This is a genomic window from Paenibacillus cellulosilyticus, assembly GCF_003182255.1.
Lineage (GTDB): Bacteria > Bacillota > Bacilli > Paenibacillales > Paenibacillaceae > Paenibacillus_T > Paenibacillus_T cellulosilyticus.
Genome location: NZ_QGTQ01000051.1, coordinates 1 through 23,248, shown reverse-complemented (window position 1 = coordinate 23,248; position 23,248 = coordinate 1). Strand labels below are relative to the sequence as shown.

Genomic DNA, 23,248 nt, shown 5'->3' with positions numbered 1-23,248 from the left:
AGACCCCTGGAAGACGACCAGGTTGATAGGCTCGGGGTGGAAGCGCAGCAATGCGTGCAGCTGACGAGTACTAATAGGTCGAGGGCTTATCCTAAAAGCTTTTCGTAAGAAAAGCTCGCTTCGGAAGCATACGCTAGAATCCTTCTTCGGAAGGTAAAGCAAATGCTAAGGCTAAGGATTCAACATTCGCATCCAGTTTTGAAGGTGTAACCTTCATTGGGCATCAGAGCGACACAGTCGTGCTTTTGTTTACATGAAGATTCAAAAATCGGCTGTTCAGCAAATGCTTCGTGATCAACGGACGGTTTTTGAATTACCGTTAGGCCCGTTGGTCAAGGGGTTAAGACACCTCCCTTTCACGGAGGTAACAGGGGTTCGAATCCCCTACGGGTCACCATTAATCTTATCGCGGGGTGGAGCAGCTCGGTAGCTCGTCGGGCTCATAACCCGAAGGCCGCAGGTTCAAATCCTGCCCCCGCAACCAAATAATATCAACCACACCACCTGATAAGGTGGTTTTTTTGTTGTATATGTAGATAGATTTGTGGTTTTATCGCATACCAATCTATTATATCTTGACCATTGTTACTACTGGGACTACACTTACGAGAGAATGCGGACAGTAGGAAAGGAACGTACTCCATGGAAAGACAACAGCCACAGCGGCGTCATCACGCCGTTGTGAGGTTTGGTTTAGCAATGCCAGCCCGGGTCTGGTACAATGCCAAGATTGACGTTTGGGCATCGATGCTGTTCAGTTTGTTTAATGTCGTATTGAATCAGTTTTTTATGCCTTTCGCCATTCGGGAAGGCGCATCGAACCTGCAGGTCGGCTTATTATCGGCTGCACCGGCGATCGGGCTTATTTTCTCGCCTCTGTGGGCGAGCATTATTGAACGAACGGGGAAATATCGGTTATTTTATATCCTTCCCAATGCCATTGGCAGGGTGCTGCTTGTGTTTCCTGCACTGTTCCCGCATCCGACTGTCTATGTAGCGACAGCGGTATCCTTTCAGCTGTTAATGGGTATTCAAGCGCCTGCATATGCTTCGCTGATCCCTAAGATGTATCCTTGGGAAGTTCGCGGCAGAATCATGGGGTATGTTCGTGTTGCGATGGGGGCGTTGATGATTCCACTGGCGTATATCGTAGGAAGCTGGTCTGATCATGCTGGTCCATCTGGCCCGCTGTATGCGGCTGCATTGTTCGGCATTTTGTCGACAGGGTTATTTAATACGATTCGTTTGCCTAAGACACCAGCCGTGCAGGCTGATAGCAAGAAGAAGCAGAAACGTTCTGCGAAGGAAACGTTGAAAGAACAATGGAGCCTAGTGAAAGGGAATCGGATGCTGGCGGTATTTTTGTTAGCAACGACCTTCGCAGGCTTTGGTAATATGCTTGCTAACCCACTGTATCAGATTATTCAGGTCGATGAGCTGGATTTAACGAATGTGCAGATTGGTGTGGCGCGGATTGCTTACTATTCGGGCTTATTGCTGACCTACCTCGCTGCTGGCTGGATGATTGACCGTTACGATATTCGGTATACGCTGATGGTCGGTATCGGCGCGTACGCGGTCGTACCTATGCTGTATGGCATATGGGGCACCTATAGTGCTGTTATTCTAGGAAACGGTATTCAGGGGATGGGAGAGGCAATCTGGGACATCGGGATTCTATCCTTCATCTTCCGCCTCGTACCTGGTCGAGAAGGTGTTATCTTCGGCGTGCATTTGATGCTGTTCGGCTTCCGTGGAACGCTTGGTCCATTATTAAGTGCAAGCTTGTCAGAGTCAGTTGCGTTGTCGAGTCTGCTTATTATCGCTTCTATCTGCGGGTGGATCGGGACCTCATTGTTCATATTGGGCAGCCGAGGACGCGTGAAGGATGATCATCCGTTAGAGGATAGCTCCACTTAAATAAAAAAAGCGGCTTGCTGCATGGGATTCGGTCCTGCTGGGACGGATTCCGATGCGGCAAGCCGCTTTTCATTATGCTTGCTCCTTCAGAAGAAGCAGGTCAATGAATTGCTGCAAGGTAACGTTGCCGAAGTAATGGTGGATATCTTTGTCTGCAAGCGCGGTATTCATCGCCTGCTCTTCATAACGGATGCCAGTTAGCGCTTGCTCCAGATCTGCAACATCGCCGACGCCGAAGAAATCACCGAAGATGTGGCAGCCTGCAATTAGGCCGTCCTCGACATCGAGGCGTACGTCGATAATGCCTGCAGCGAACTTGTAAGCGTTCTGGATATTGAATTTGGGTGAGCGGCCATAGTTCCAGTCCCAATTGCGGTAACGGCTCTCTGAGAGCTCGTGAATCGCTTTCCAATCCTCTTCTGTGAGACGGTATTGCGGCACCTCGGAAGGCTCCATGCCAAAGATATGGCGAAGCAGCTCGTCGCGGAATTGCTCGATCGTCAACGGCTCGTTCAGAAACTCGGCAATGTTAGCGACACGCGATCGAACGGACTTCGTTGCCTTCGATTCGACCTTGATCGGCTTCACTTTCAGCGCAGATGCTACATGTTCCATCTCAGAACGGAACAGCAGCGTGCCATGGCTGAACATCCGACCACGTGTTGCGAACATTGCATTGCCGGACACTTTACGCTCGCCGATCTGAATATCGTTACGACCGCTAAGCTCTGCGTCGACGCCAAGCGCCTGCAGCGTGTCGATAACAGGCTGCGTGAACTTGCGGAAGTTGTGGAACGATTGACCGTCATCCTTGGTCAAGAAGCTGAAATTCAAGTTCCCCGTATCGTGATAGACGGCACCGCCGCCAGAGAGACGGCGAACAACGTGGATACCCCGTTCGTTCACGTACTCGCTGTTGATTTCCTCGATCGTATTTTGATTTTTGCCGATGATGATCGAAGGCTCGTTGATATAGAACAAGAGATAGCTGTCCGTCATAGGCAGCTGTCGCAATACATATTCTTCGATCGCCAGGTTAATGGTCGGATCGGTTATGCCTTGGTTGTCGATGAATAACAAGATCGATTCCTCCTCAAACATACTTCCGCACCGCGCATGCCGCCGGCGCGTCAGTACTTTGTTTAAATCGTACCATATTTGAGGAGTGGAGACGAGCCTAAGGCACGGTCGGCACCAGGTAAAATGACCTATGCCTGCTTGTAATACGTCCGGAAGACGATGTCCTGATTGTAGTTGCCGAAGCCTTTGCCATACAAGGTCAGGCCGCCGACATGAGCAGCTTCCTCATCGACAGATAGGCGCAGCGTCCATTGATTGCGCTCCTGCTCGATCGAATTGATACCGTTAGAAGATAGCATAATACCGTCAATGAAGGTGCCCTCTTCGTTAATCCGCAGCACCTTGAGGAAGCCGTATTGATTAATGTTGTCCGTCCACCAGTCCGGGGTGAAGGATCCGCGGCCGCCGCCGGAATCACCCGGGCTTGTCCAGTAGCCTAGGTTGGTTCGATTCAAGTGAAAGCGGATATCAGACGGCCAGTTCGAGTTGACACCAGGCGCTTCGGAGGACAGTTCCAGCGTAATTTCGATCTCGGTCAGCTGTTGAGACGGGAGCAGATAGTTTGGTATTTTATATTCGATGTAGCCCTTGCCGAACCATAAAATATTCGCGTGCATCCGCTCAGGCGAGAGGAAGTAGCGCGGGTCGTCGAAGTGGCCGATGTATTGCGAAGTGGTAGCGAGACCACAGGTTGGGTGAACCTCGAATGAGGTGTAATGTCCGATCGGAATGGACACCTCATGCATCGGACGTATCGTCTCCTCCATTTGAGGGAGAGCGATCTCGATCCACTCCTCAATCAAAGAATTGAGCTTATGGGTGCCGCCGTTAAGGCGAACCATCTCAGATCGAATAAGGCCTGCCTGCTGCAGCTTTCGAATGTGCATGGTGACAATAGCACCGCTTAAATTCAACTGCTCAGCCAGGTCTTTGTTGTTCATTGGCTTCTGCGCAAGCAGCTTCAATATGTTCAAACGTACCTCGCTCGCGAGCGCTTCGAATAACGGAAGCCATTTTACATCCGCACTGGCTTTAATCATTATCGTTCGTTCCCCCATTACTATGGTCAATAAGTAACCCTTTATTTTATATGTAAGTGAATTGATTGTGTATTTACATAATAATTAATATATACATAAACTATTGAGATGAAAAGGCTTTTATTCAAAAAAAATGTTGCATATGAAAGCGATATCGTTTTTAATTGAGTTAAGGATTAACATAATTCTTAATTTAATTAATACTAATATTAATCCAAGGTAGAGGAGTTGTCCACATGAGTTTAAAAGCCAAAATGATTGTTGACAAAGATTTTGCAATCTCCGAAATTGATGACCGTATTTATGGATCTTTCATTGAGCACCTGGGTCGTGCCGTATATAACGGCATCTATGAGCCAGGTCATACAACAGCGGATGAGAACGGCTTCCGCGGTGACGTACTTGGTTTGATTAACGAGCTGCAGGTTCCAATCGTTCGTTACCCAGGCGGTAACTTCGTATCCGGTTACAACTGGGAAGATACGGTTGGCCCGAAAGAGCTGCGTAAGCGCAGACTCGAGCTGGCATGGCGTGTAGTTGAAACAAACCAATTCGGCTTTAACGAATTCGTTGATTGGGCAAAAAAAGCCAATACGCAAGTGATGATGGCAGTTAACCTTGGTACGCGCGGTATCGACGATGCACGTAACATTGTAGAATACAGCAACCATGCTAGCGGATCTTACTGGAGTGACCTGCGCCGTTCCCACGGTTACGAGCAGCCGCACAACATTAAAACGTGGTGCCTCGGCAACGAGATGGACGGCCCTTGGCAAATCGGCCATAAGACGGCTGCAGAGTATGGACGCATTGCACTTGAGTCGGCGAAGGTTATGAAATGGGTTGACCCGACGATCGAGCTCGTTGCTTGCGGCAGCTCGGCAATCGGAATGCCAACGTTCCCAGAGTGGGAAGCAACTGTACTCGATCACACGTATGATCACGTTGAATACTTGTCGCTGCACCAATACTACGGCAACCATGAGAACGATACGCCGACTTTCCTCGCGCGTTCGCTCCAAATGGAAGACTTCATCCGTACGGTAGCAGCAACTTGCGATTACATTAAAGCGAAGAAACGCAGCAAGAAGAAAATGTTCCTGTCGTTCGATGAATGGAACGTATGGTTCCACTCCAACGAAGCTGACCGCAAGATGGATCCATGGCAAATCGCTCCTCCACAGCTGGAAGACGTGTACAACCATGAGGATGCGCTTGTTGTTGGTACGATGCTCATTGCGATGCTGAAGCACTCTGATCGTGTGAAGATGGCGTGCCTTGCACAGCTCGTTAACGTAATCGCACCGATCATGACATCGAATGGCGGCGGTGCTTGGCGTCAAACGATCTTCTATCCTTACATGCACGCATCGGTATTCGGCCGTGGTAAAGCGCTAGTGCCTCTCGTTCAATCGGACAAGTACGACACGAAAGAAATTACGGATGTTCCTTATCTCGAATCGATCGCGATTCATAACGAAGAGAAGGAAGAGGTTACGATCTTCGCGGTTAACCGCCATCTGGAAGAGTCGCTTCCATTCGAAATCGATCTGCGCAGCTTCGGCTCTGCAACGGTTATCGAGCACATCGTACTCGAATCGGATGATCTGAAAGCTGTTAATACGGAGCTTCAACCAAACCGTGTTGTACCACACAACAGTGGAAACGCGACAGCTGACGGCTTGTCGATTCAAGCATCGCTGCCGAAAGCTTCGTGGAACGTTATCCGCGTGAAAGTATAATTAGCACCACGGGCGTTCAGCGTTCACGCATCATGCAACAAAAGAATCTCCAAATCCGCTTTCGTGGACTTGGAGATTCTTTGCGTGAACGTACCGATTATTTAATAAGGGTGGTATGGTGGCTGTGGCTGCTATAGAGTCGGCTTAACGATCATGAGGACAAACAATGCGATGCCTAGCAAGGTCGCTACATAGTGGATCGTTCGTACTTGGGATAGAAGTGCGTTGTAATCGCCAGGAGGGCTAGCGGATGATTGTGAGGCTGCTGCTTGATCGAACAACCAGTTGAATACTTTCTTCTGTCTAGGAGCAGCGAAGCCGATGACGAGCATTTGAATCAAGACATAGATCGCCAGCGAGCAATAAATCCATACATCCTTGAACTGATAGTCGCCAATGATGACGAGTGCAATGCCGCTGAGCACGGCAAGCGACCCGCCGATCTTCGGGAACAGCTCCAGAATGGCGCCTAGACGGAACGAGATGCGAAGCTGCTCCGTCGTCTGACCAGAGCGGAGCAATACAGGCGAGAAATACGTGGGTCCGATTCCGATGATTGCAGCCATTACGTGTACGACAACCAGCAGCAAATAGCCATCCATAATGCCGAATCCCCCTCATCATAGAACAAATGTCATAAGCCAGCATTGATGTTACAGGAGCGCACAGTTGTTGACAACAGAAATATCCAATGGACCCATATAAATACTAGTGCAATCGTCCTTATTCATGCTCTTCAGAGCTGATTGTGCTATGCTAGGACACGGAGGGATCAGTATGAGAGTCAATCCATCGAATCAACATCAACGCGGCAGGCCTATTCGGTTGTCGGATGGCCGAAGAAGGCATTTTCTATTCACGGGTGCGCAGCCCGCTTTGCCGATATATGTAGAAAGCATTGGTTATAATCCGGAGCAGGAATCGGTTGACCGTGAAGAAGGGTATCCTTGCTTCCATTGGCTGGAGACAGTAAGTGGGGAAGGTATTATCGAGGTTGCCGGCCAAAGTCTAACGCTTCCGCCGCATACGGGCATTTTGCTATACCCGAATATTAAGCATTCCTATCGCAAGGGCGGGGACGAATGGTCAACGAGCTACATTACATTCGACGGGTCGCAGGCTGCGCCGATGGTGACTTCGCTTGGCTTCCGGCATTCGGAATGGTTCAAGTGGGAGCAGGAGGCGTCGGAGCTTAGCGGACATTTGCATCGTATGCTTGGTGCGATCGAAACCGCCGATGACCGTTCGGGTCTTGATGCGTCAAGCGGGCTGTATCGATTTCTATTGCTGTTGAAAAAATATGGCCAAGTCGGCTCCGGCTCGTCGCTGTTTCAACATATGGAAAGGCTTAACCCGTTGCTCGCCTGGCTCGACAGCAACTATAGCGATCCTGCTGTTGGCCTGCCGGAAATGGCGGACCAGCTGAATGTATCACCGCGTTACTTGAATATGCTGTTCCGCAAAGCATTCGGCATGACGGCTTACACTTATTTGATCCAACTGCGCTTGTCGAAAGCGAAAGAGCTTATTAGCGGTTTGGAGCGCAAACCGATTATGCAGATCGCGCAGGAAGTAGGCTATCGGGACGCGAGCCATTTCATCTCCGTATTCCGCAAGGCGGAAGGGATGACACCGGAGCAATTCCGAAAGCTTCATTAATAAAGTTGCTTCTAAGCCGATTCTCGGAAACTTACAGACGCTTATATGGCAAAATAGACTAAACAGAGCTTTATTGTTGTCGTATAATAGATGACAAATATCGACACGTTTCGATATTTCGCTTCGAAACAGAAGGTGTGACAAAGGGATGCATCGGATTTCCAAATGGTTTAATAATATGAAAATACGCACGAAGCTCTTCTTGTCGCTCGTGCTTGTTGTCATCGTTCCCGTACTTATAGTCGGACTCTTCCTAACTGCTCAGTTTCGTGAAAAGGTGCTTGATGAAGCAGTCGCGCAGTCGCTCAACAACGTAGACCGGATTAAGCAGCGGACTAGTCAGCTGCTCGCTGTGCCTATTGATGTAGCAAACACGCTATATGACGATCAACTGAGGCGAATTGCGAATACGTCGTTCGCTAATTCAGTTGATGTATTTCGCGCATATCGCGATTATACGGGGATAAAGAGTGCGAAGAACCTGCATAAAGAAATTCGCAGCATTCGATTTTATATGGACAATCCGACCTTGCTTAACAACTGGGAATTTATGAAGCCGAATACGTCGACACAGGCAGCCTATTGGTATAAGGAAGCTCAGGACAGCCCGATGGCATTGTGGTATTACTTCGATGAAGAGACGAATCCTGGAGACAAGTATTTGAACCTTGTGCGTCGTATCGACTTCTTGGAATATAGGACGAGCGGTATTCTTGTTATTTCACTCAATCGCAGCGAATTGACGAGCATTCTGATGAACGAGCCGTACGATACGATGATTATTGATGAAAACAATCATATTGTCGCATCCACGTGTTCCGCCGATGAAGGACTTGCCTTAAGTGATGTGAACGTCGGAATGACGCTCGATGGCTTCAAGGATGGGACGTATGATACGCGTGTCGATGGCAAACAGTCCAAGGTTGTCGTGGAATCGATCACGCCGGACTTAAGCCGCAATGGACTACGAATCGTATCGGTGATCGGGATTGAGGGCATCGTGAAGGATGCGAACCGTATTGGGATGCTTGGCTTGATGATTATGCTGTTTAGCTTCATCGTAGCGATTTTGTTGATCTCGTTCGTGTCCAAGCTTCTATCTAATCGGATGCTTCAGCTCAGCCGAGAAATGAATAAAGTAGCAAGCGGCAATCTGAATGTAGCGCTGCAGCTGGACGGTAATGATGAGGTTGGTCAGCTTGCCCGCCAATTCAACGGTATGATGCACAGTATTCGTGATCTGATGGAAGAAGTGCGGGAATCCAATGAACAGCAAAATTTGCTCAAAATCAAGCAGAAGGAAATTAAGCTTCGCATGATGGCGAGCCAAATTAATCCGCATTTCCTGTTCAACGCATTGGAGTCCATCCGGATGAAAGCGCATATGAACAAGCAGACCGAGATTGCACAGACAGTTAAACTGCTCGGAACGCTTATGCGCAAAAACCTAGAGATCGGCGGCTCCAGCATTAAGCTGGACGATGAGATCGAGATCGTCCGCTGCTACCTAGAAATTCAACGATTCCGGTTCGGTGATCGGCTCGCCTTCGAGCTGGACATTGATCCGCGTTCCCTGCATGTTCGCGTACCGCCGCTTATTGTACAGCCGCTGGTCGAGAATGCGGTCGTGCATGGGCTGGAGAGCAAGGAAGAAGGCGGATGCGTCGTCATTCGGACGACGATGTCTAAGGATAGGAAGACGCTTATCATTGAAATCTCCGATAACGGAGAAGGCATGACGGAAGAGCGACTGGAGCAGCTTATGGAGTCGCTTGATGATATGGAAGATCGGGAAGGGTACCGGATCGGCATGCGAAATGTACATCAGCGGCTCAAGCTTACGTACGGCGAACTTTACGCCCTCTCGCTTGAGAGCACACCGGATGAAGGGACACAAATCCGAATGACGCTGCCGGCGGGAAGGGAGGAATGGTAAGCATGTATAAAGTGCTAATCGTAGATGACGAGCCATCAATCCGTGAAGGGATGACAACGCTGATTGAGTGGGAATCATTTGGCTTCGAGGTATGTGGAACGGCTGCTAACGGAAGAGAAGCGCTTGCGAAGGCGGATGAGCTGCAGCCGGATTTGATGCTCGTTGATATAAGAATGCCCGGAATTAACGGATTAGAGCTGATTGAACGAATTCGAGAGAAGGGCAGCGACTGTCACTTCCTCATTCTTAGCGGTTATTCGGATTTCGACTATGCGAAGAAGGCGATCGGATTCCGCGTTGATGGCTACTTGCTGAAGCCTGTCGATGAGAAGGAGCTGTGCGAGAGTCTTGCTCGGATTCGTGATCGTCTTATCGAAGAGAAAGAGCAGAAACGGCAGCAAGAATCGGAGCTCGCTTGGCGAGGAGAGCAATTGATTGCCTCGGTCGTCACAGGCACAGCAGGGGATTCGCTCAGTGAGGATCTGTGGGGGCCAATCTCGCAGCGGCTTGACCTCGATTGGTCAAGCTATCGCGTGGCGGTCGTAGAGGTTGACCTCTCGGAAGAGGACGAATCAGGGGTTGGTCTGCTCAAGAGCAAATGGAGCCGCGAGCTCGATCGAGAACAGAGCTTTGCTTTTCTAGCAGAGCCTTATATCGGCATTCTACTGCGTGCGGACGAGAAGGGGGAAGCGCAGTGGCACGAAGCACTCCGTGCACTATTGAACAACGAGAAGGTTCCGCTGTACATCTCGGTCGGCAGTAAGGTTGATTCCTTCCTTGACGTTAGACATTCCTATGAGCAGGCGGTTGAAGGAATGCGCCAGCGTTTCGTGCTTGGGATGGGCGTCATCGTGCAGGCGGATGATGCAGGAGAGAAACGATCGGCTATCGAGCCTGGCGAGTTGGACGACTATGCGGATCAGCTGTTCCTGGCGATGGATATCGGCAATAAGGACAGCGCGGTTCGTACGATAGAGGCACTTGCAGAGCGGATGACCGCGGCGAGGCTGGACGAGGAGACGGTCAAGTCGTCTTTTGCCCAGATGGCATCGGTGGCGTTCAACAAGCTGGCAGCAGCGAATCCGAAGACGTTCACGTCGGCTCATTCATTTGGCCCAGTCATTTCGGATGTTATCCGGCAGAGAAGCCTGCAGTCGCTTATCAGCCATTTAAGTCAGGCGATTGAAGGGACGGTTCGTTACTCAACCGAGCACAGCCCGGAGACGATTATTAAGCAGGTCGAGGATTTCATTCGCCGCCATTCGAGCGAGAACTTGAAGCTGGAGACGATCGCTGAGCTGTTCAACTACAACAGCAGCTATCTCGGGAAGCTGTTCAAGACGCATACGGGTGAGTATTTCAACACGTACCTCGATAAGGTTCGAATCGAGAAGGCGAAAGAATTGTTGGCGCAGGGACTAAAGGTGCATCAAGCTGCAGAGCGGGTCGGCTACGCGAGTGTCGATTATTTTCATACAAAATTCAAGAAATATGAGGGGGTTTCGCCTTCTGCGTTCAAGGGGCGGCCATCTTAATATACCTGTAAAATCCGAGAAAGTCGTTCCAACGATTGCGTTGGGCGGCTTTTTTTGTCATTTTGTACGCGATCATGTCTAATTTGTCGTGTATTTTAGTGCACATTTATCGGGTATGATTTAGTGCTTAAGGTGGGGTACCATTAGGAAGCAAACGAGATGGAATCGCTTACAGAATAGCGGTTAACCAAGCGTTACATATTAAACCAGACCGTCTGCGATAGTGAAAATGTATATGATTTTTGTACGAATATATCGGGTGCAAAGCTTGTGCCTGAATCCTTTATGATGTTGTTTATGAAAGAAGGAGGGCTAGTATGGAAGCAGCAATTCGGGACGATAAAAAGTCCGGCGGAACGAAAAATAAAGGCTTTTGGTACAAGGCACTGCAACAAAAGTACTTATACTTCATGACCATTCCATTCGTTATTTGGGTATTCATATTCAGCTATGTGCCGATTTTCGGGTGGATCATGGCATTCCAGAAGTATAGACCGGGTCCAGGGCGGACCATCTGGAAGTTCTGGAAACAAGATTTTGTCGGCTTTAAGCATTTCATTGACTTATTCTCAGACGATCGCTTCTTCCTCGTCATTCGTAACACATTGGCGATGAGCAGCATGAGCTTGGTTGCAGGCTTCACGGTACCGATTCTATTCGCAGTATTGCTCAACGAGCTTCGCAATCAGTTCTTCAAACGGTTCGTTCAAACGGTTTCTTATCTTCCTCACTTCGTTTCGTGGGTAGTCGTTGCGGGTATCGTAACGAAAATGCTCTCGATCGACGGCGGCGTTATCAATGACATTCTTGTAGGGCTTCATATCATTGATAAACCGATTCTGTTCATGGGCGAAGAGAAATATTTCTGGTCGATCGTTACCGCATCTGATGTGTGGAAAGAGATGGGCTGGAACACGATCATCTACTTGGCAGCGATTACGGGCATTGACCCTGAGCAATATGAAGCGGCACGCGTCGACGGTGCTGGCCGCTGGCGGACGATCTGGCACATTACGCTGCCAGGCATCCGGACGACGATTTCGATCCTGCTGATCATGTCGATCGGTCACTTGATCCAGATTGGCTTCGAGAAACAATTCCTGCTGGGCAACCCACGGGTAATCGACTATTCGGAAGTGCTCGACTTATACGCCTTGAATAACGGTATTACGCAGAACCGATATTCATTCGGTACGGCGATCAGTATGTTCAACTCCGTTGTCAGTATCATTCTGCTCTTCGTTGCGAACGGTGTCTTCAAGCGTGTAACGAAAGAAAGCATCATGTAGAAAGGGGATGTCTCGGGCTATGTCTAAAGCAAGAAACACCACGTTTAATGCGACTTTAAGTGATAAAATGTTTGACTGGGCGAACGTCCTCATCATGTGCATCGTTCTTGTTATCACGCTGTATCCGTTCTTGAACGTGCTTGCCATCTCGTTCAACGAATCGAACGATACGGTTCGGGGAGGTCTCACGATCTTCCCGCGTGAATTCACGCTGAAGAACTATGAAACGATCTTCGCTTACTCCGGCCTGATTACAGGCTTCAAAATTTCGGTGCTTCGTACGGTAATCGGTACGCTGCTCGGACTGCTCAGCGGTTCGATGATCGCTTATTGCTTGGCGCGTCCCGATTTCCAAAGCCGCAAGTTCGTCTCTACTTTCTTGGCGATGACGATGTATATTTCCGGCGGTCTCATTCCGACGTACATGCTTTTCCGTGACCTGCACCTGATGAACACGTTCGGCGTGTACGTCCTGCCAGGTATCGTAAGTGCATTCAACGTATTCGTTATCCGCTCGTTCATCGACGGCTTGCCGTACGCGCTGCAAGAATCGGCGAAAATTGACGGCGCGAATGACTTCACCATCTACTGGCGTGTCATTCTGCCGCTCTGTAAGCCGGTGCTTGCAACGATCGCGTTGTTCCTGGCGGTCGGTCAATGGAACTCTTGGTTCGATACGTACCTGTACAACAACAGTACGCCAAGCCTGACGACGCTCCAATACGAGCTGACGAAGGTACTGCAATCGACGACGAACTCTTCGGACGTACGCGGTAAGAACATTACCGACATCGTAACGAGCGTATCGCCGGAATCGATCAAGATGGCGATTACAATCGTTGTATCGCTGCCAATTCTCGTGGTTTATCCGTTCCTGCAGCGTTACTTCGTTAGCGGCATGACACTCGGCGCTGTAAAATCTTAAGCCGAAGCGTCTCGTCTTGCATCTCTAACCTACGGTATGAACAGGCTATCCTGTTATACAATATATGATTTGTTATCTTAGGGAGGGTATCGGTATGAAAGGTAAGGTCTTGAAACAATCAAGCCTGCTGCTCGCGAGTGCAATGCTCGTAGGTTCTCTTGCAGCATGTGGCTCTTCGGACAACACAGAGAAAGAGCCGGAAGGCACAACGGGCACAACGACAGAAACTCCGGCAGTTGATACGACGCCAATTACGTATACGATGTTGGCTGCAGACCCAAGTCCGGACTGGAACCAAATGCAAGACGAGATCGGCAAAAAGATTACTGAAAAAACGGGCATCACGCTCAAAATGGACTTCGCTACGGACGCGAACAAAGTATCGCTCGTTGCAGCAAGTGGCGACTACCCGGATATCATCTCCGCTAAAGGCAGCTCGAACCTGTTTGTTGACGCAGGCGCAGTGCTTGACCTTACGGATCTGATCGATAAATACGGTCCTAACCTGAAGAAAGTATACGGTGACTACTGGAACCGTCTGAAATGGAACAATGAAGATCAAGCGATCTACGTTATTCCAACGTACGACGGCGTAGGCCAAACGTACTTTGATGCTGGCGGCGCATTCTCCCTGCAGCACCAAGCTGTAGAAGAAGCTGGCTACCCAGAAATCAAAACGGTTCAAGACTACGAAAAAATTATTGCTGACTACGTTGCGAAACACCCAACAACGGCAGACGGCAAGAAAACGATCGGTCTGTCGCTGCTTGCAGACGACTGGCGTATCATGATCTCCGTTACGAACCCAGCGTTCCAAGCAACGGGCGCATCCGATGACGGTGAAGTATACATCGATCCAAAGACGTACGAAGCGACGTTCCACTATCGTCGTCCTGAAGAAAAAGAATACTTCCGCTGGCTGAACCACATGAACGACATCGGTCTCCTTGACCCAGAATCGTTCGTTCAGAAGGAAGACCAATACAAAGCAAAAATCGCTCAAGGCCGCGTTGTTGGCGTAATCGACCAGAAGTGGGGCTTCCAATCCGCTATCGACACGCTGAAAAAAGACGGCAACGAAAAAGCGACGTACGGCTTCTACTCCGTACAGCTGGACGATTCGACGGTTGACCACTCGTTCGAACCAACGGGCTTCATGGGCGGCTATGGCCTCATGATCTCGAAGGATGCTAAGAACCCAGAGCGTATTATCCAAATGCTTGATTACCTGGCTTCCGAAGAAGGCCAAATCATGGTCAACTGGGGCTTCGAAGGCGAGCAATACAATGTTGAGAACGGTAAGCGCGTAATTCCGCAAGAAGTGCAAGACGCGAAGACGAACGACGCTTCCAACTTCCGTAAAACGACAGGTATTGGTCTGTGGACGAACTACGCTCCGCACTATGGCGACGGCGTAAAAGACTCGACGGACAACTACTTCACGACGAACTTCCCTGAGCAAATCGTGGCATCGTACACGGCTGAAGATAAGAAAGTTCTCGAGAAATACGGTAAAACGACGTGGAAAGACTTCTACCCATCGGAAACAGAATTCGCAGCTAAGCCTTGGGGCGCTGCATGGAATCTTCCAGTTCCAAGCGACTCCGACGCGAACATCATCTACAACAAGCTGACGCCAATCGTTCGTAAGGACATTCCAGAAATCATCCTGTCCAAGCCATCGGAATTCGATGCGAAGTGGGATGCATTCATGGCAGAGCTCGATAAGAACGGTGTTACGAAATATGAAGAAGAGTACACGAAATATATCAAAGAGCGCGTAGAACTGTGGAGCGGTCAATAATTGACGCGAAACGTTTGACGTAATCGAAGGGAACCCTGAGGGCTGACAAGCTCTCGGGGTTCTTTTTTGTATGCAAGAAGACAAGGGATTAACATCTACGTTAAAGCGTTTACAAAAATACATACGATTAGTAAACTGTAAAGATGACTTTTTCTTGAGAGAATGTAAATTTGTCGGAGGAAAGAAAGAAGGGGAGCAACATGAACGATTCGGACCGCAAAGCAACAAGGCGATCGTACCTATGGGCACTATCGTTTCTACGCCCATACGGGAAACAGATTTCACTGCTGGCTTTATGTGCCGTGTTATCCGTGGCTGGCGATACGATGACACCAAAGGTCATTCAGTACATCATTGACCATGTCGTCCAGCAGGGCAATTTCCGCGTATTCTATGGATTGCTCGGTCTGCTCGTAACGGTGAATGTGCTGATGCTGTTCGCGAAAAACAAGCGGAACATCTTGCAGCGAACGATCGGTGAGCTGGCGGCGCGCGATATGCAGAGCACCATCTTCAAGCAGCTGCGCAAGCTAGGCTTTGCGCACTATGAACGTCATCCGGCAGGGGAGACGCTCTCGATGTTTAACTCTGAAGTCATGTCGGTGCAGCGGATTTATCGGCAATACTTGCCCAGCATTATTGATAATCTGCTGTATGTGTTCATCGCGATCATACTGCTGCTGAACATTAACGCGTGGTTGACGCTTATTATGATTCCGACGTTCTGCCTGTATTACTTGTTTGGTCCTTACTTTGAGAAGAAGGCAGCGCATTATGGCAAAAAGTCAGGGCAGGGCCGAATCGCCTTCAATCAGAAGGTGTACGAAAGCGTATCGGGCTTCCGTGAATTCCGCGCATTCGGCGCACAGCCTTGGTACCACAGCCGCACGTATAAGGAGCACAAGGCGTGGTCGCGCGATTATTTGTCAGCGGCTACCTATGGCTTCGCACGCGGCAGCTTCCGTCGCATTACGTTCTATATGGGCGCCATTGCGTTGTTCCTGACGGGCTATTACATGCTGAAGCATGACATGGTTTCGCTGGGCGGCTTTGTTGCGTTCACCCTGCTCTATATGTCGACGATGTTCAAGCTGACGCTGCTCGTTACGCAGCTGACCGAACAGCGGCTCATCATTCATCAGACGGCACCGTTGTACGAATTCATGCACAAGAAGATCAAGATTGAAGATCCTGAGGATCCGATCGAGCCTGCTGATGTGCGCGGTCGGTTGCAATTTGAGAATGTCGAGTTTGGTTATCTCGATCAGCCGCCGGTAATTAAAGGGTTTAACCTAGACATTAAGCCAGGGGAGAAGATCGCATTCGTTGGCGCTAGCGGTGGCGGCAAGACGACGTTGTTCAAAATGGTCGGCCGATTTTACGATCCAACGAGCGGTGTAGTGAAGCTTGATGGTGCGCCAATTCATGAGATGTCGCTTGAAAAGCTGCGCGATTCGATTGGCTACGTGTTCCAAGAGACGTATCTATTCGGCTCAACGGTGAAGGAGAACATTCAATTCGGGATGCCAAGCGCGACTGATGAGGAAGTGATTGAGGCTGCGAAAGCCGCCTATGCGCATGACTTCATTATGCAGCTGCCAGATGGCTATAACACGCAGGTCGGCGAGCGCGGCGTTAAGCTGTCCGGCGGTCAGAAGCAGCGCGTGGCGATTGCGCGGATGTTCATCAAGCAGCCAGCAGTCATTCTGCTGGATGAAGCGACCTCGTCGCTTGATAACGTGAGCGAATACGAAGTGCAGCAGGCGCTGGACCGTGTCCTTGTTGGCCGGACGACGATCGCGATTGCGCATCGGCTGTCGACGGTGAAGCATTTTGACCGGATTGTTGTTGTGCATGAGGGTCGCGCAGCGGAGATAGGCTCCTACGAGGAGCTGATGGCGCGCCGCGGTCTGCTGTACGAGCTGGAGCAGGGACATGCGGGCGTGGCGGCTGTGAAGGATGAGGTGAAGGCCGTATGAATTACATCCAATTTATGATTCGCAACATGATGATCGTGAAGCGGTCTTATATGATCGTTCTTCTACTGTTAGCGCTCGAATCGGTATCCAACTATACGCTTGTCTACGTGCAGAAAATATTGATTGACGATGTGTTCGGTCAAGGCAAATACAGCTGGCTGCCAGCTGTTGTTACGGTGTTTGCAGCTGCAGGTATCGTTCACGCGTTAATGTTCACGATGACGAGCAGACAGCTCGTTACGAACGAATTCGCGATCAGCCATTCGCTGCTGCAGCGGATGCTCGGACGGATTGAGAACGTACCGATTGAACGGTTCGGCCGTGAACGCAACGGCAAGTATGTGTACACGATGACGCAGGATTTGTTCTTGTCCGCCAGCTTTATGGGCTGGCAGCTGCCGCGGGGTGTGCAGGAAGGGATTAACCTGCTCATTCTGGTGGGCTTCATCGGCTTCTCCAGCCCGACACTGCTGATCATGGTACTCATTATGTGCGGCTTCTACTTGGGAGCGGGCTACTACTTCACGCCGAAGCTGAAGGCTGCTGCGAAGCGGGTATCGGAGCGCCGGACGGCGCTGTTGATCGGGATTGAAGAAGGCGTCGCTTCAACGCGTGAAGTTGTTGCTTTCCACCGATTGAAGTGGGAAGAGAAGATGTATAACAAACTGTTCGAGCGATACTTCGAGCAGGTGTTGGAGGAAGGAAAGCTCGTTAATCGTCAGATGCGTTGGAGCGACCCGATGAAGTGGGGAATCGGCCTTATCGTGCTCGGTTACGGCGGCTATGAGCTGATGCACGGACGTATCTCGATCGGTACATTCGTTATCGTCTTCCAGTTCGCGACGCAAATGTCTGATTCATGCTACAACCTGTTCCAGTTCTTCATGGGGGTGTCGAGTCACTTGGCTTATATGGAGCGGGTCAACGGTATTCTGACGATGGAGCAGAATGAAGCTGGCACGAAGAAGCTGGCGGAAGCGCCGAAGCGAATCGATTTCGACGACATTCGGTTCCGTTACGCAGATGAGCTGCCGGACGTTATTCGCGGCTTGAATGCGGACCTGCAGGCGGGTCAGAAGCTGGCGTTCGTTGGTTCAAGCGGCGGCGGCAAATCGACGATCGCACAGCTGCTCGTTCGGTTTTATGATCCGCAGGAAGGCGGCATCCGCGTTAACGGCATTCCGTTGTATGAGCTGGATCGCGAGCAATGGACAGGCGGGCTGTCGATCGTCTTCCAAGATCCTTACATGTTCCCGGATACGATTCGCGAGAATCTGCTTATGGGGCGGGAGACGCTCACCGATGAGGATATGCGAGAAGCTTGCCGGATCGCGCAGATCGACAGCTTCATCGAGCGGCTGCCAGACGGCTATGATACGCAGGTCGGCGAGCGGGGCATTAAGCTGTCCGGCGGTCAGCGGCAGCGGATTGCGATCGCACGTGCGATTCTGACCAATCCGGACATTCTTGTGCTCGACGAGGCGACTTCCGCGCTTGATCTGGAGACGGAGCGTCAGCTTCTTGCGGCGCTGGATGAGCGTCGCGACGGACAGACCACGATCATGATCGCACACCGGCTGTCGACGATTGAGAATGCCGATCGGATCTTCGTCCTCGACAGCGGACGGCTGGCGGACAGCGGCACGCACGAGGAGCTGTTGGCGCGCGAGGGCGGCGTGTACAGTGAGCTGCTGATGGCGCAGCGGTAACTTGGTTAGTAGTTGAGAAATCCCCATAGCAGACGAATGCGAGTGAGCATGCGTCTGCTATGGGGATTATTTTTAGTCGCGCAAGTAAGAGGGGATAGGAAGGACGTCATCAATCGAGAATCTGAACGTTTGTCTGATCAAATCATCCTTACAGTTACTCAGTCGGTAGGATTCACCGTTCTGCACTTTAGAATCGGTAACAATGGAACGGCAGGTTGTGCTGACTCGCTGGGGTGAACCGAACGAATCCAGCGTGTTATCAAACGTATAAGTGATGGTGTTACCGCCGTCATAAACAAGATCATAAAAGATAGGAGCACCTTCGAGGGTATACGTCGTAATGCGAACCTGATCGGGCGTGCCGAGCTTGTAATTCGAATAAAACCGCTCCCAATGCTCAAGACCGAACAGCTTGTCTATTGGCTGCACGACATCCCCATTGGCCAGTGCTTTCTCTGTCGTGTAGGATAGGGCTTCGGACATAGCAGGCAGCGGGCCAAGCTGCTGAGAGGGAGCCCCGTCGCACCTTGCCAGCGTGAAGAAGAGCGATAAGGATAAGAACCATTTGATCATACAATATCACCTCGATAAGACAACCGTACCATAATTGGAATTTACTGAAAAGGACTGGAACATTCGGACCTGCCGTATCGTTCTAATGTGTGAGGTGATTCAATCATGACCAAATGGCTGCTAACTTTAGCTGCTGTAATGGTGCTGCTGTCGGGCTGCGGTGAGAAGTCTGACCGTCCAAGCGACAATACGACTAATCCTTCTACCGCTCCCGCACCTGGGGAATCGGTTACGCCGCCGGCGAAGCCAGAGCCTTTCCCAGCAGTATCTGAACCTTATCATGCAGAACAAGCAGCGGCGAACGGCGACGTCGTTAATGTGCATGGGAAGCTATACAACCTGGACAAGTGGAAGCTGTTTCTGGCTAACCTCGATGTTGGTGTGCCCGATCAGGTGCGCATCACCCAGTATACGGATGAAGGCGATCCGATTTTCTATGAACTGGTCTACGATGGTGCTGAGGTGATCAGGTACACATACGACAACTCGAGAGATAAGTTCGGCAAGGACGAGGGACGTCCAAGTACGATTTGCCGGGGCATTGAACTGGAAGAAGATAAGGAACGCGGTTCTTACTACCTGCTGACCGGATGTGAGAATGACACAGGCACATCATTTTCGTTCGCTAGTGAACAGCTGGAGTAGTCGGATTCAAGCACACAATCATGCAATGGGCTAGGCGACATACATAAGGACTCTCCTGATCGGGGCGAAACTATCGATCCGCAGGGGAGTCCTTTTGCTGTTAAGCATGTAAAATCGGCACAGCTTCGTCGTTTGACACAGCTGGTGTTTTCGTTTTTACTTGATTTATAGGCAGGACAAGGACGATAGAATGGAGCATACGACTATGTATCGCAGTTTGGAGGCATGTGTGAACGATCTTGAGAAGCATGGCCATCTGGTGCGCATCCGCGAGGAAGTGGACCCGTACCTAGAGATGGCGGCGATTCATCTGAAAGTATATGAGGCAGGGGGACCTGCGTTATTATTCGAAAATGTAAAAGGCTCGCGCTTCCGCGCCGTATCGAACCTATTCGGAACGCTTGATCGGAGCAAATTTATTTTCCGCTCGACGTGGGAATCGGCGGAGCGTGTCATTGCGCTTCGCAACGATCCGATGGCGGCGCTGAAGAATCCGTTCAAGCACGTTCGTACGGGATTGGCTGCATTCAATGCGCTGCCTTCGAAGACGGGCGGCACGGCGCCAGTAGCGGTGCAGGAGATTAACATCTCCGATCTGCCGCTCATTCAGCACTGGCCAATGGACGGCGGGGCGTTCATTACGCTTCCGCAGGTGTATTCAGAGGACCCGGCGAAGCCGGGCATTATGAATTCGAACCTCGGCATGTACCGCGTTCAGCTTAGCGGCAATGAATATGAGATGAACCGCGAGATCGGTCTGCACTATCAGATTCACCGCGGTATCGGCATTCATCAGGAGAAGGCGGCACGCAAAGGCGAGCCGCTGAAGGTTAGTATTTTCGTCGGGGGCCCGCCTGCGCATACGCTGTCCGCCGTCATGCCGCTGCCAGAAGGGCTCAGCGAGATGACGTTTGCGGGTATGCTGGCTGGACGCCGTTTCCGTTACAGCTATATCGATGGCTACTGCATCAGCCATGATGCGGACTTCGTCATTACAGGTGAGATCCATCCAGGCGAGACGAAGCCGGAAGGTCCATTCGGCGATCACCTCGGCTACTACAGCTTGACGCATGAGTTCCCGCTTATGAAGATTCATAAGGTGTATGCGCGCAAGGATGCGATCTGGCCGTTTACGGTCGTCGGTCGTCCACCGCAGGAGGACACGTCATTCGGCGCACTCATTCACGAGCTGACAGGCGATGCGATCAAAGGTGAGATTCCGGGTGTCAAAGAGGTGCACGCCGTCGATGCGGCGGGCGTTCACCCGCTCTTATTCGCGATCGGCAGCGAGCGCTATACGCCTTACCAACCGGTCAAGCAGCCAGCTGAATTGCTGACGATTGCCAATCGGATTCTTGGGACGGGCCAGCTGAGCCTTGCGAAGTATCTGTTCATTACAGCAGAGGACAAGCGGCCGCTCGACACGCATGACGAGGTTGATTTTGTAACGTATATATTAGAAAGAATCGATCTGCGGCGGGACATCCATTTTCAGACGAATACAACGATTGATACGCTCGACTACTCGGGCACGGGGCTCAATACAGGAAGTAAAGTGGTGTTCGCAGCCTATGGCGATCAGAAGCGGGAGCTGTGCCGTCAAGTACCGGAAGTGTTGACAGGGATTCGTGGTTATGAGAATGCACGGCTCATTATGCCAGGTGTTGTCGCGATCCAATCGTCGGCATTCACGAGTTATGCGGCTGCGGCAGAAGAGATGAAGCAGTTCGATGAGGCGTTGAAGGAAGCGGGTGCGGATTCGCTCGCCTCATGCCCGATGATTATTGTGTGCGATGACAGCACGTTCGTCAGCACGACGATCAACAATTTCTTATGGGCGACGTTCACGCGGAGCAACCCTTCGCATGACATCTACGGGGTGAATGCCGGCTACGAGTTCAAGCACTGGGGCTGCGACAATGTGATCATCGACGCTCGCGTGAAGCCGCATCAAGCACCGCCGCTCATTCCTGATCCGGACGTGGAGAAACGAATTGAGCGACTGTTCAAACGGGGTGCAGTATTGGGGGACTGGGGCAGAGATTAGCAAATAGAGGAAGCGGGCGAATGCGGTTATCGGCACATCCTGCATGGCGTGTAAGGGCATAATTGTATCGTGCACCATACAACGCAATGTAGAGGAGATGGCTGGGTGAACTATAGGCAAGTTGTCGTTCTAGCGGTTGTTGTCATAACATTGTTGAGCATCACAGCAGGGTGCGGCAGCAAGCGGAGCCCGTCATCTGAGCCTACACCAGCGCCAACGCCTGCTCCGGGACCTGCGCAGCAAGCAATACCGGGGCCAACACCGAATGCCGTGCCTGCACCGGCACCAACATTACCGACACCAACGATACCAACACCAAAGAAGCCGACACCATCGCAATCGGCTGTACCTAATAAGAAGGAGCAGGCTCGCAATATGCATCGGCTGTCGCAGCCGAATGCGAAGCAGCCTTCTCCATTCCCGTCTTCGATCGCTGTTATCGTGAACAAATTTATATACCTGCCTTCTACGTATACGCCGAATGATCTCGTGTACCCGGACGTCCAGTTTCTGTCCAATGAGCAGACAGAGAAGCGGAAGATGCGGAAGGAAGCGGCGGAAGCATTGGAACGGCTGTTCGCTGGAGCGCGGAAGGATGGCGTCTATCTAAGCGGCGTCTCGGCGTATCGTTCATATAGCACGCAGCAATGGCTGTTCCAGCATTATGTGAATCGGGACGGCTATGAAGCGGCGACGAAGTACAGCGCGATCCCAGGCACGAGCGAGCATCAGACCGGTCTTGCGATTGACGTAAGCGGAGAAGACGGCAAATGCGCCGCATCGTCCTGCTTCGCCGACACGAAGGAAGCCAAATGGCTGAGCAAGCACAGCGCGGAGTACGGTTTTATCGTACGCTATCCGAAGGGTAAGGAGAACATAACGGGCTACAAGTACGAGCCATGGCATATTCGGTACGTTGGGCCAGTCGCGATGGCGACCGAGATCAGGGACCGGGGCATCACGCTAGAGGAGTTCTTCGAGGTAGCACCTGTTATGGTAAAGTGACCTTCCTTTCCCATCAGCCTGACTGTCCGATTCGATAACGCGCTCGTCACCTATGTGGCTAATGGTTGTAATGGAGCTTATTACGGAGATAATTGCTTCTTACTATATGCAACGGTTGCCACAGAGGCTATTGGAGCATGAACATACAAATATGTCGCAGACTCGGGCAAATAAGCTCAACCACAACCGTCCCTCGTATTTAAGGGTTTCTCTCACGAATGCTCAACCATTCGCAGGATTTCAACTATTAAGATGTCGGATGAAGCGATGGAATTAGGGCTGACAGTTGTTGATGACACAGTCGGGGTATGCAGGAACAGAAGTTGCGTTGATGCGCACTTCTCTTTAAGTTCTACTGCA

At 50.8% G+C, this 23,248-nt stretch carries 17 protein-coding genes, 2 tRNA genes and 1 rRNA gene; 16 read left to right on the top strand and 4 right to left on the bottom strand.

The genetic code is table 11. The features are described from left to right. From DFQ01_RS30250 to DFQ01_RS30235, 4 genes are all read left to right on the top strand, one after another. A 23S ribosomal RNA gene (locus DFQ01_RS30250) occupies positions 1-94 on the top strand; the annotation flags it as partial. A gap of 228 nt (positions 95-322) precedes the next feature. Continuing rightward, positions 323-397, top strand: a tRNA-Glu gene (locus DFQ01_RS30245). Between the two features lie 10 nt (positions 398-407). Continuing rightward, positions 408-484: transfer RNA gene (locus tag DFQ01_RS30240), tRNA-Met, on the top strand. Between the two features lie 158 nt (positions 485-642). Beyond that, entirely contained in the window at positions 643-1,920 is a 1,278-nt protein-coding gene (locus DFQ01_RS30235; protein ID WP_110047631.1) for an MFS transporter, read from the top strand. 72 nt (positions 1,921-1,992) lie between these two features. Here the strand turns inward: DFQ01_RS30235 and lplA are convergent, their stop codons facing one another. Beyond that, positions 1,993-3,000 (bottom strand): lipoate--protein ligase, encoded by a 1,008-nt coding sequence (gene lplA, locus DFQ01_RS30230; protein WP_110047630.1) that lies wholly within the window; start codon positions 2,998-3,000, stop codon positions 1,993-1,995. Positions 3,001-3,128: 128 nt separating this feature from the next. Further along, positions 3,129-4,040 carry an ArsR/SmtB family transcription factor gene (locus tag DFQ01_RS30225; RefSeq protein WP_110047629.1) on the bottom strand — a complete coding sequence of 304 codons (912 nt, stop codon included), beginning with the start codon at positions 4,038-4,040 and terminating at the stop codon, positions 3,129-3,131. 236 nt (positions 4,041-4,276) lie between these two features. Here DFQ01_RS30225 and arfA point away from each other — a divergent pair, with 236 nt between their 5' ends. Beyond that, positions 4,277-5,782, top strand: a complete 1,506-nt coding sequence (gene arfA, locus DFQ01_RS30220; protein ID WP_110047628.1) for an arabinosylfuranosidase ArfA — start codon at positions 4,277-4,279, stop codon at positions 5,780-5,782. 131 nt (positions 5,783-5,913) lie between these two features. On the opposite strand, the gene DFQ01_RS30215 is transcribed toward arfA, so the two are convergent. Next, on the bottom strand, positions 5,914-6,384 hold the full coding sequence (locus tag DFQ01_RS30215; protein ID WP_110047627.1) for a DUF2269 family protein: 471 nt from the start codon (positions 6,382-6,384) through the stop codon (positions 5,914-5,916). 175 nt (positions 6,385-6,559) lie between these two features. Here DFQ01_RS30215 and DFQ01_RS30210 point away from each other — a divergent pair, with 175 nt between their 5' ends. The 8 genes from DFQ01_RS30210 (at position 6,560) to DFQ01_RS30175 (ending at position 18,618) form a co-directional block, all read left to right on the top strand. Next, the gene (locus DFQ01_RS30210) at positions 6,560-7,441 is read left to right on the top strand and encodes an AraC family transcriptional regulator (RefSeq protein ID WP_174812543.1); all 882 of its coding nucleotides are present in this window, start codon (positions 6,560-6,562) and stop codon (positions 7,439-7,441) included. Between the two features lie 148 nt (positions 7,442-7,589). Further along, positions 7,590-9,377, top strand: coding sequence for a sensor histidine kinase (locus tag DFQ01_RS30205; protein ID WP_110047625.1), 1,788 nt, complete (start codon positions 7,590-7,592; stop codon positions 9,375-9,377). 2 nt (positions 9,378-9,379) lie between these two features. Beyond that, positions 9,380-10,912, top strand: coding sequence for a response regulator transcription factor (locus DFQ01_RS30200; protein ID WP_174812544.1), 1,533 nt, complete (start codon positions 9,380-9,382; stop codon positions 10,910-10,912). Positions 10,913-11,229: 317 nt separating this feature from the next. Beyond that, positions 11,230-12,201, top strand: a complete 972-nt coding sequence (locus tag DFQ01_RS30195) for an ABC transporter permease (protein ID WP_110047623.1) — start codon at positions 11,230-11,232, stop codon at positions 12,199-12,201. Between the two features lie 19 nt (positions 12,202-12,220). Beyond that, positions 12,221-13,126, top strand: coding sequence for a carbohydrate ABC transporter permease (locus tag DFQ01_RS30190; protein WP_110047622.1), 906 nt, complete (start codon positions 12,221-12,223; stop codon positions 13,124-13,126). 94 nt (positions 13,127-13,220) lie between these two features. Beyond that, the gene (locus tag DFQ01_RS30185) at positions 13,221-14,930 is read left to right on the top strand and encodes an ABC transporter substrate-binding protein (RefSeq protein WP_110047621.1); all 1,710 of its coding nucleotides are present in this window, start codon (positions 13,221-13,223) and stop codon (positions 14,928-14,930) included. Between the two features lie 200 nt (positions 14,931-15,130). Next, positions 15,131-16,909, top strand: coding sequence for an ABC transporter ATP-binding protein (locus DFQ01_RS30180; protein ID WP_110047620.1), 1,779 nt, complete (start codon positions 15,131-15,133; stop codon positions 16,907-16,909). Then, the gene (locus tag DFQ01_RS30175) at positions 16,906-18,618 is read left to right on the top strand and encodes an ABC transporter ATP-binding protein (protein WP_110047619.1); all 1,713 of its coding nucleotides are present in this window, start codon (positions 16,906-16,908) and stop codon (positions 18,616-18,618) included. Before DFQ01_RS30180 ends, DFQ01_RS30175 begins: the two co-directional genes overlap by 4 nt. 72 nt (positions 18,619-18,690) lie before the next feature. Here the strand turns inward: DFQ01_RS30175 and DFQ01_RS30170 are convergent, their stop codons facing one another. Further along, a complete protein-coding gene (locus tag DFQ01_RS30170; RefSeq protein WP_110047618.1) occupies positions 18,691-19,191 on the bottom strand; it encodes a DUF4362 domain-containing protein in 501 nt (166 codons plus the stop codon). 105 nt (positions 19,192-19,296) lie between these two features. Here DFQ01_RS30170 and DFQ01_RS30165 point away from each other — a divergent pair, with 105 nt between their 5' ends. The 3 genes from DFQ01_RS30165 (at position 19,297) to DFQ01_RS30150 (ending at position 22,888) form a co-directional block, all read left to right on the top strand. After that, positions 19,297-19,836, top strand: coding sequence for a DUF4362 domain-containing protein (locus tag DFQ01_RS30165; protein ID WP_110047617.1), 540 nt, complete (start codon positions 19,297-19,299; stop codon positions 19,834-19,836). 205 nt (positions 19,837-20,041) lie between these two features. Beyond that, a complete protein-coding gene (locus DFQ01_RS30160; protein WP_110047616.1) occupies positions 20,042-21,883 on the top strand; it encodes a UbiD family decarboxylase in 1,842 nt (613 codons plus the stop codon). A 105-nt stretch (positions 21,884-21,988) separates the two neighbouring features. Continuing rightward, positions 21,989-22,888, top strand: a complete 900-nt coding sequence (locus tag DFQ01_RS30150) for a M15 family metallopeptidase (protein WP_245946949.1) — start codon at positions 21,989-21,991, stop codon at positions 22,886-22,888. The last annotated feature ends 360 nt before the right edge of the window (positions 22,889-23,248 follow it).

Excerpts from the sequence above, each read along its gene's own strand:
- DFQ01_RS30235 (WP_110047631.1), top strand. The coding sequence starts at position 643 with ATGGAAAGACAACAGCCACAGCGGCGTCATCACGCCGTTGTGAGGTTT.
- DFQ01_RS30225 (WP_110047629.1), bottom strand. The coding sequence starts at position 4,040 with ATGATTAAAGCCAGTGCGGATGTAAAATGGCTTCCGTTATTCGAAGCG.
- arfA (WP_110047628.1), top strand. The coding sequence starts at position 4,277 with ATGAGTTTAAAAGCCAAAATGATTGTTGACAAAGATTTTGCAATCTCC.
- DFQ01_RS30215 (WP_110047627.1), bottom strand. The coding sequence starts at position 6,384 with ATGGATGGCTATTTGCTGCTGGTTGTCGTACACGTAATGGCTGCAATC.
- DFQ01_RS30210 (WP_174812543.1), top strand. The coding sequence starts at position 6,560 with ATGAGAGTCAATCCATCGAATCAACATCAACGCGGCAGGCCTATTCGG.
- DFQ01_RS30205 (WP_110047625.1), top strand. The coding sequence starts at position 7,590 with ATGCATCGGATTTCCAAATGGTTTAATAATATGAAAATACGCACGAAG.
- DFQ01_RS30200 (WP_174812544.1), top strand. The coding sequence starts at position 9,380 with ATGTATAAAGTGCTAATCGTAGATGACGAGCCATCAATCCGTGAAGGG.
- DFQ01_RS30195 (WP_110047623.1), top strand. The coding sequence starts at position 11,230 with ATGGAAGCAGCAATTCGGGACGATAAAAAGTCCGGCGGAACGAAAAAT.
- DFQ01_RS30190 (WP_110047622.1), top strand. The coding sequence starts at position 12,221 with ATGTCTAAAGCAAGAAACACCACGTTTAATGCGACTTTAAGTGATAAA.
- DFQ01_RS30185 (WP_110047621.1), top strand. The coding sequence starts at position 13,221 with ATGAAAGGTAAGGTCTTGAAACAATCAAGCCTGCTGCTCGCGAGTGCA.
- DFQ01_RS30180 (WP_110047620.1), top strand. The coding sequence starts at position 15,131 with ATGAACGATTCGGACCGCAAAGCAACAAGGCGATCGTACCTATGGGCA.
- DFQ01_RS30175 (WP_110047619.1), top strand. The coding sequence starts at position 16,906 with ATGAATTACATCCAATTTATGATTCGCAACATGATGATCGTGAAGCGG.
- DFQ01_RS30170 (WP_110047618.1), bottom strand. The coding sequence starts at position 19,191 with ATGATCAAATGGTTCTTATCCTTATCGCTCTTCTTCACGCTGGCAAGG.
- DFQ01_RS30165 (WP_110047617.1), top strand. The coding sequence starts at position 19,297 with ATGACCAAATGGCTGCTAACTTTAGCTGCTGTAATGGTGCTGCTGTCG.
- DFQ01_RS30160 (WP_110047616.1), top strand. The coding sequence starts at position 20,042 with ATGTATCGCAGTTTGGAGGCATGTGTGAACGATCTTGAGAAGCATGGC.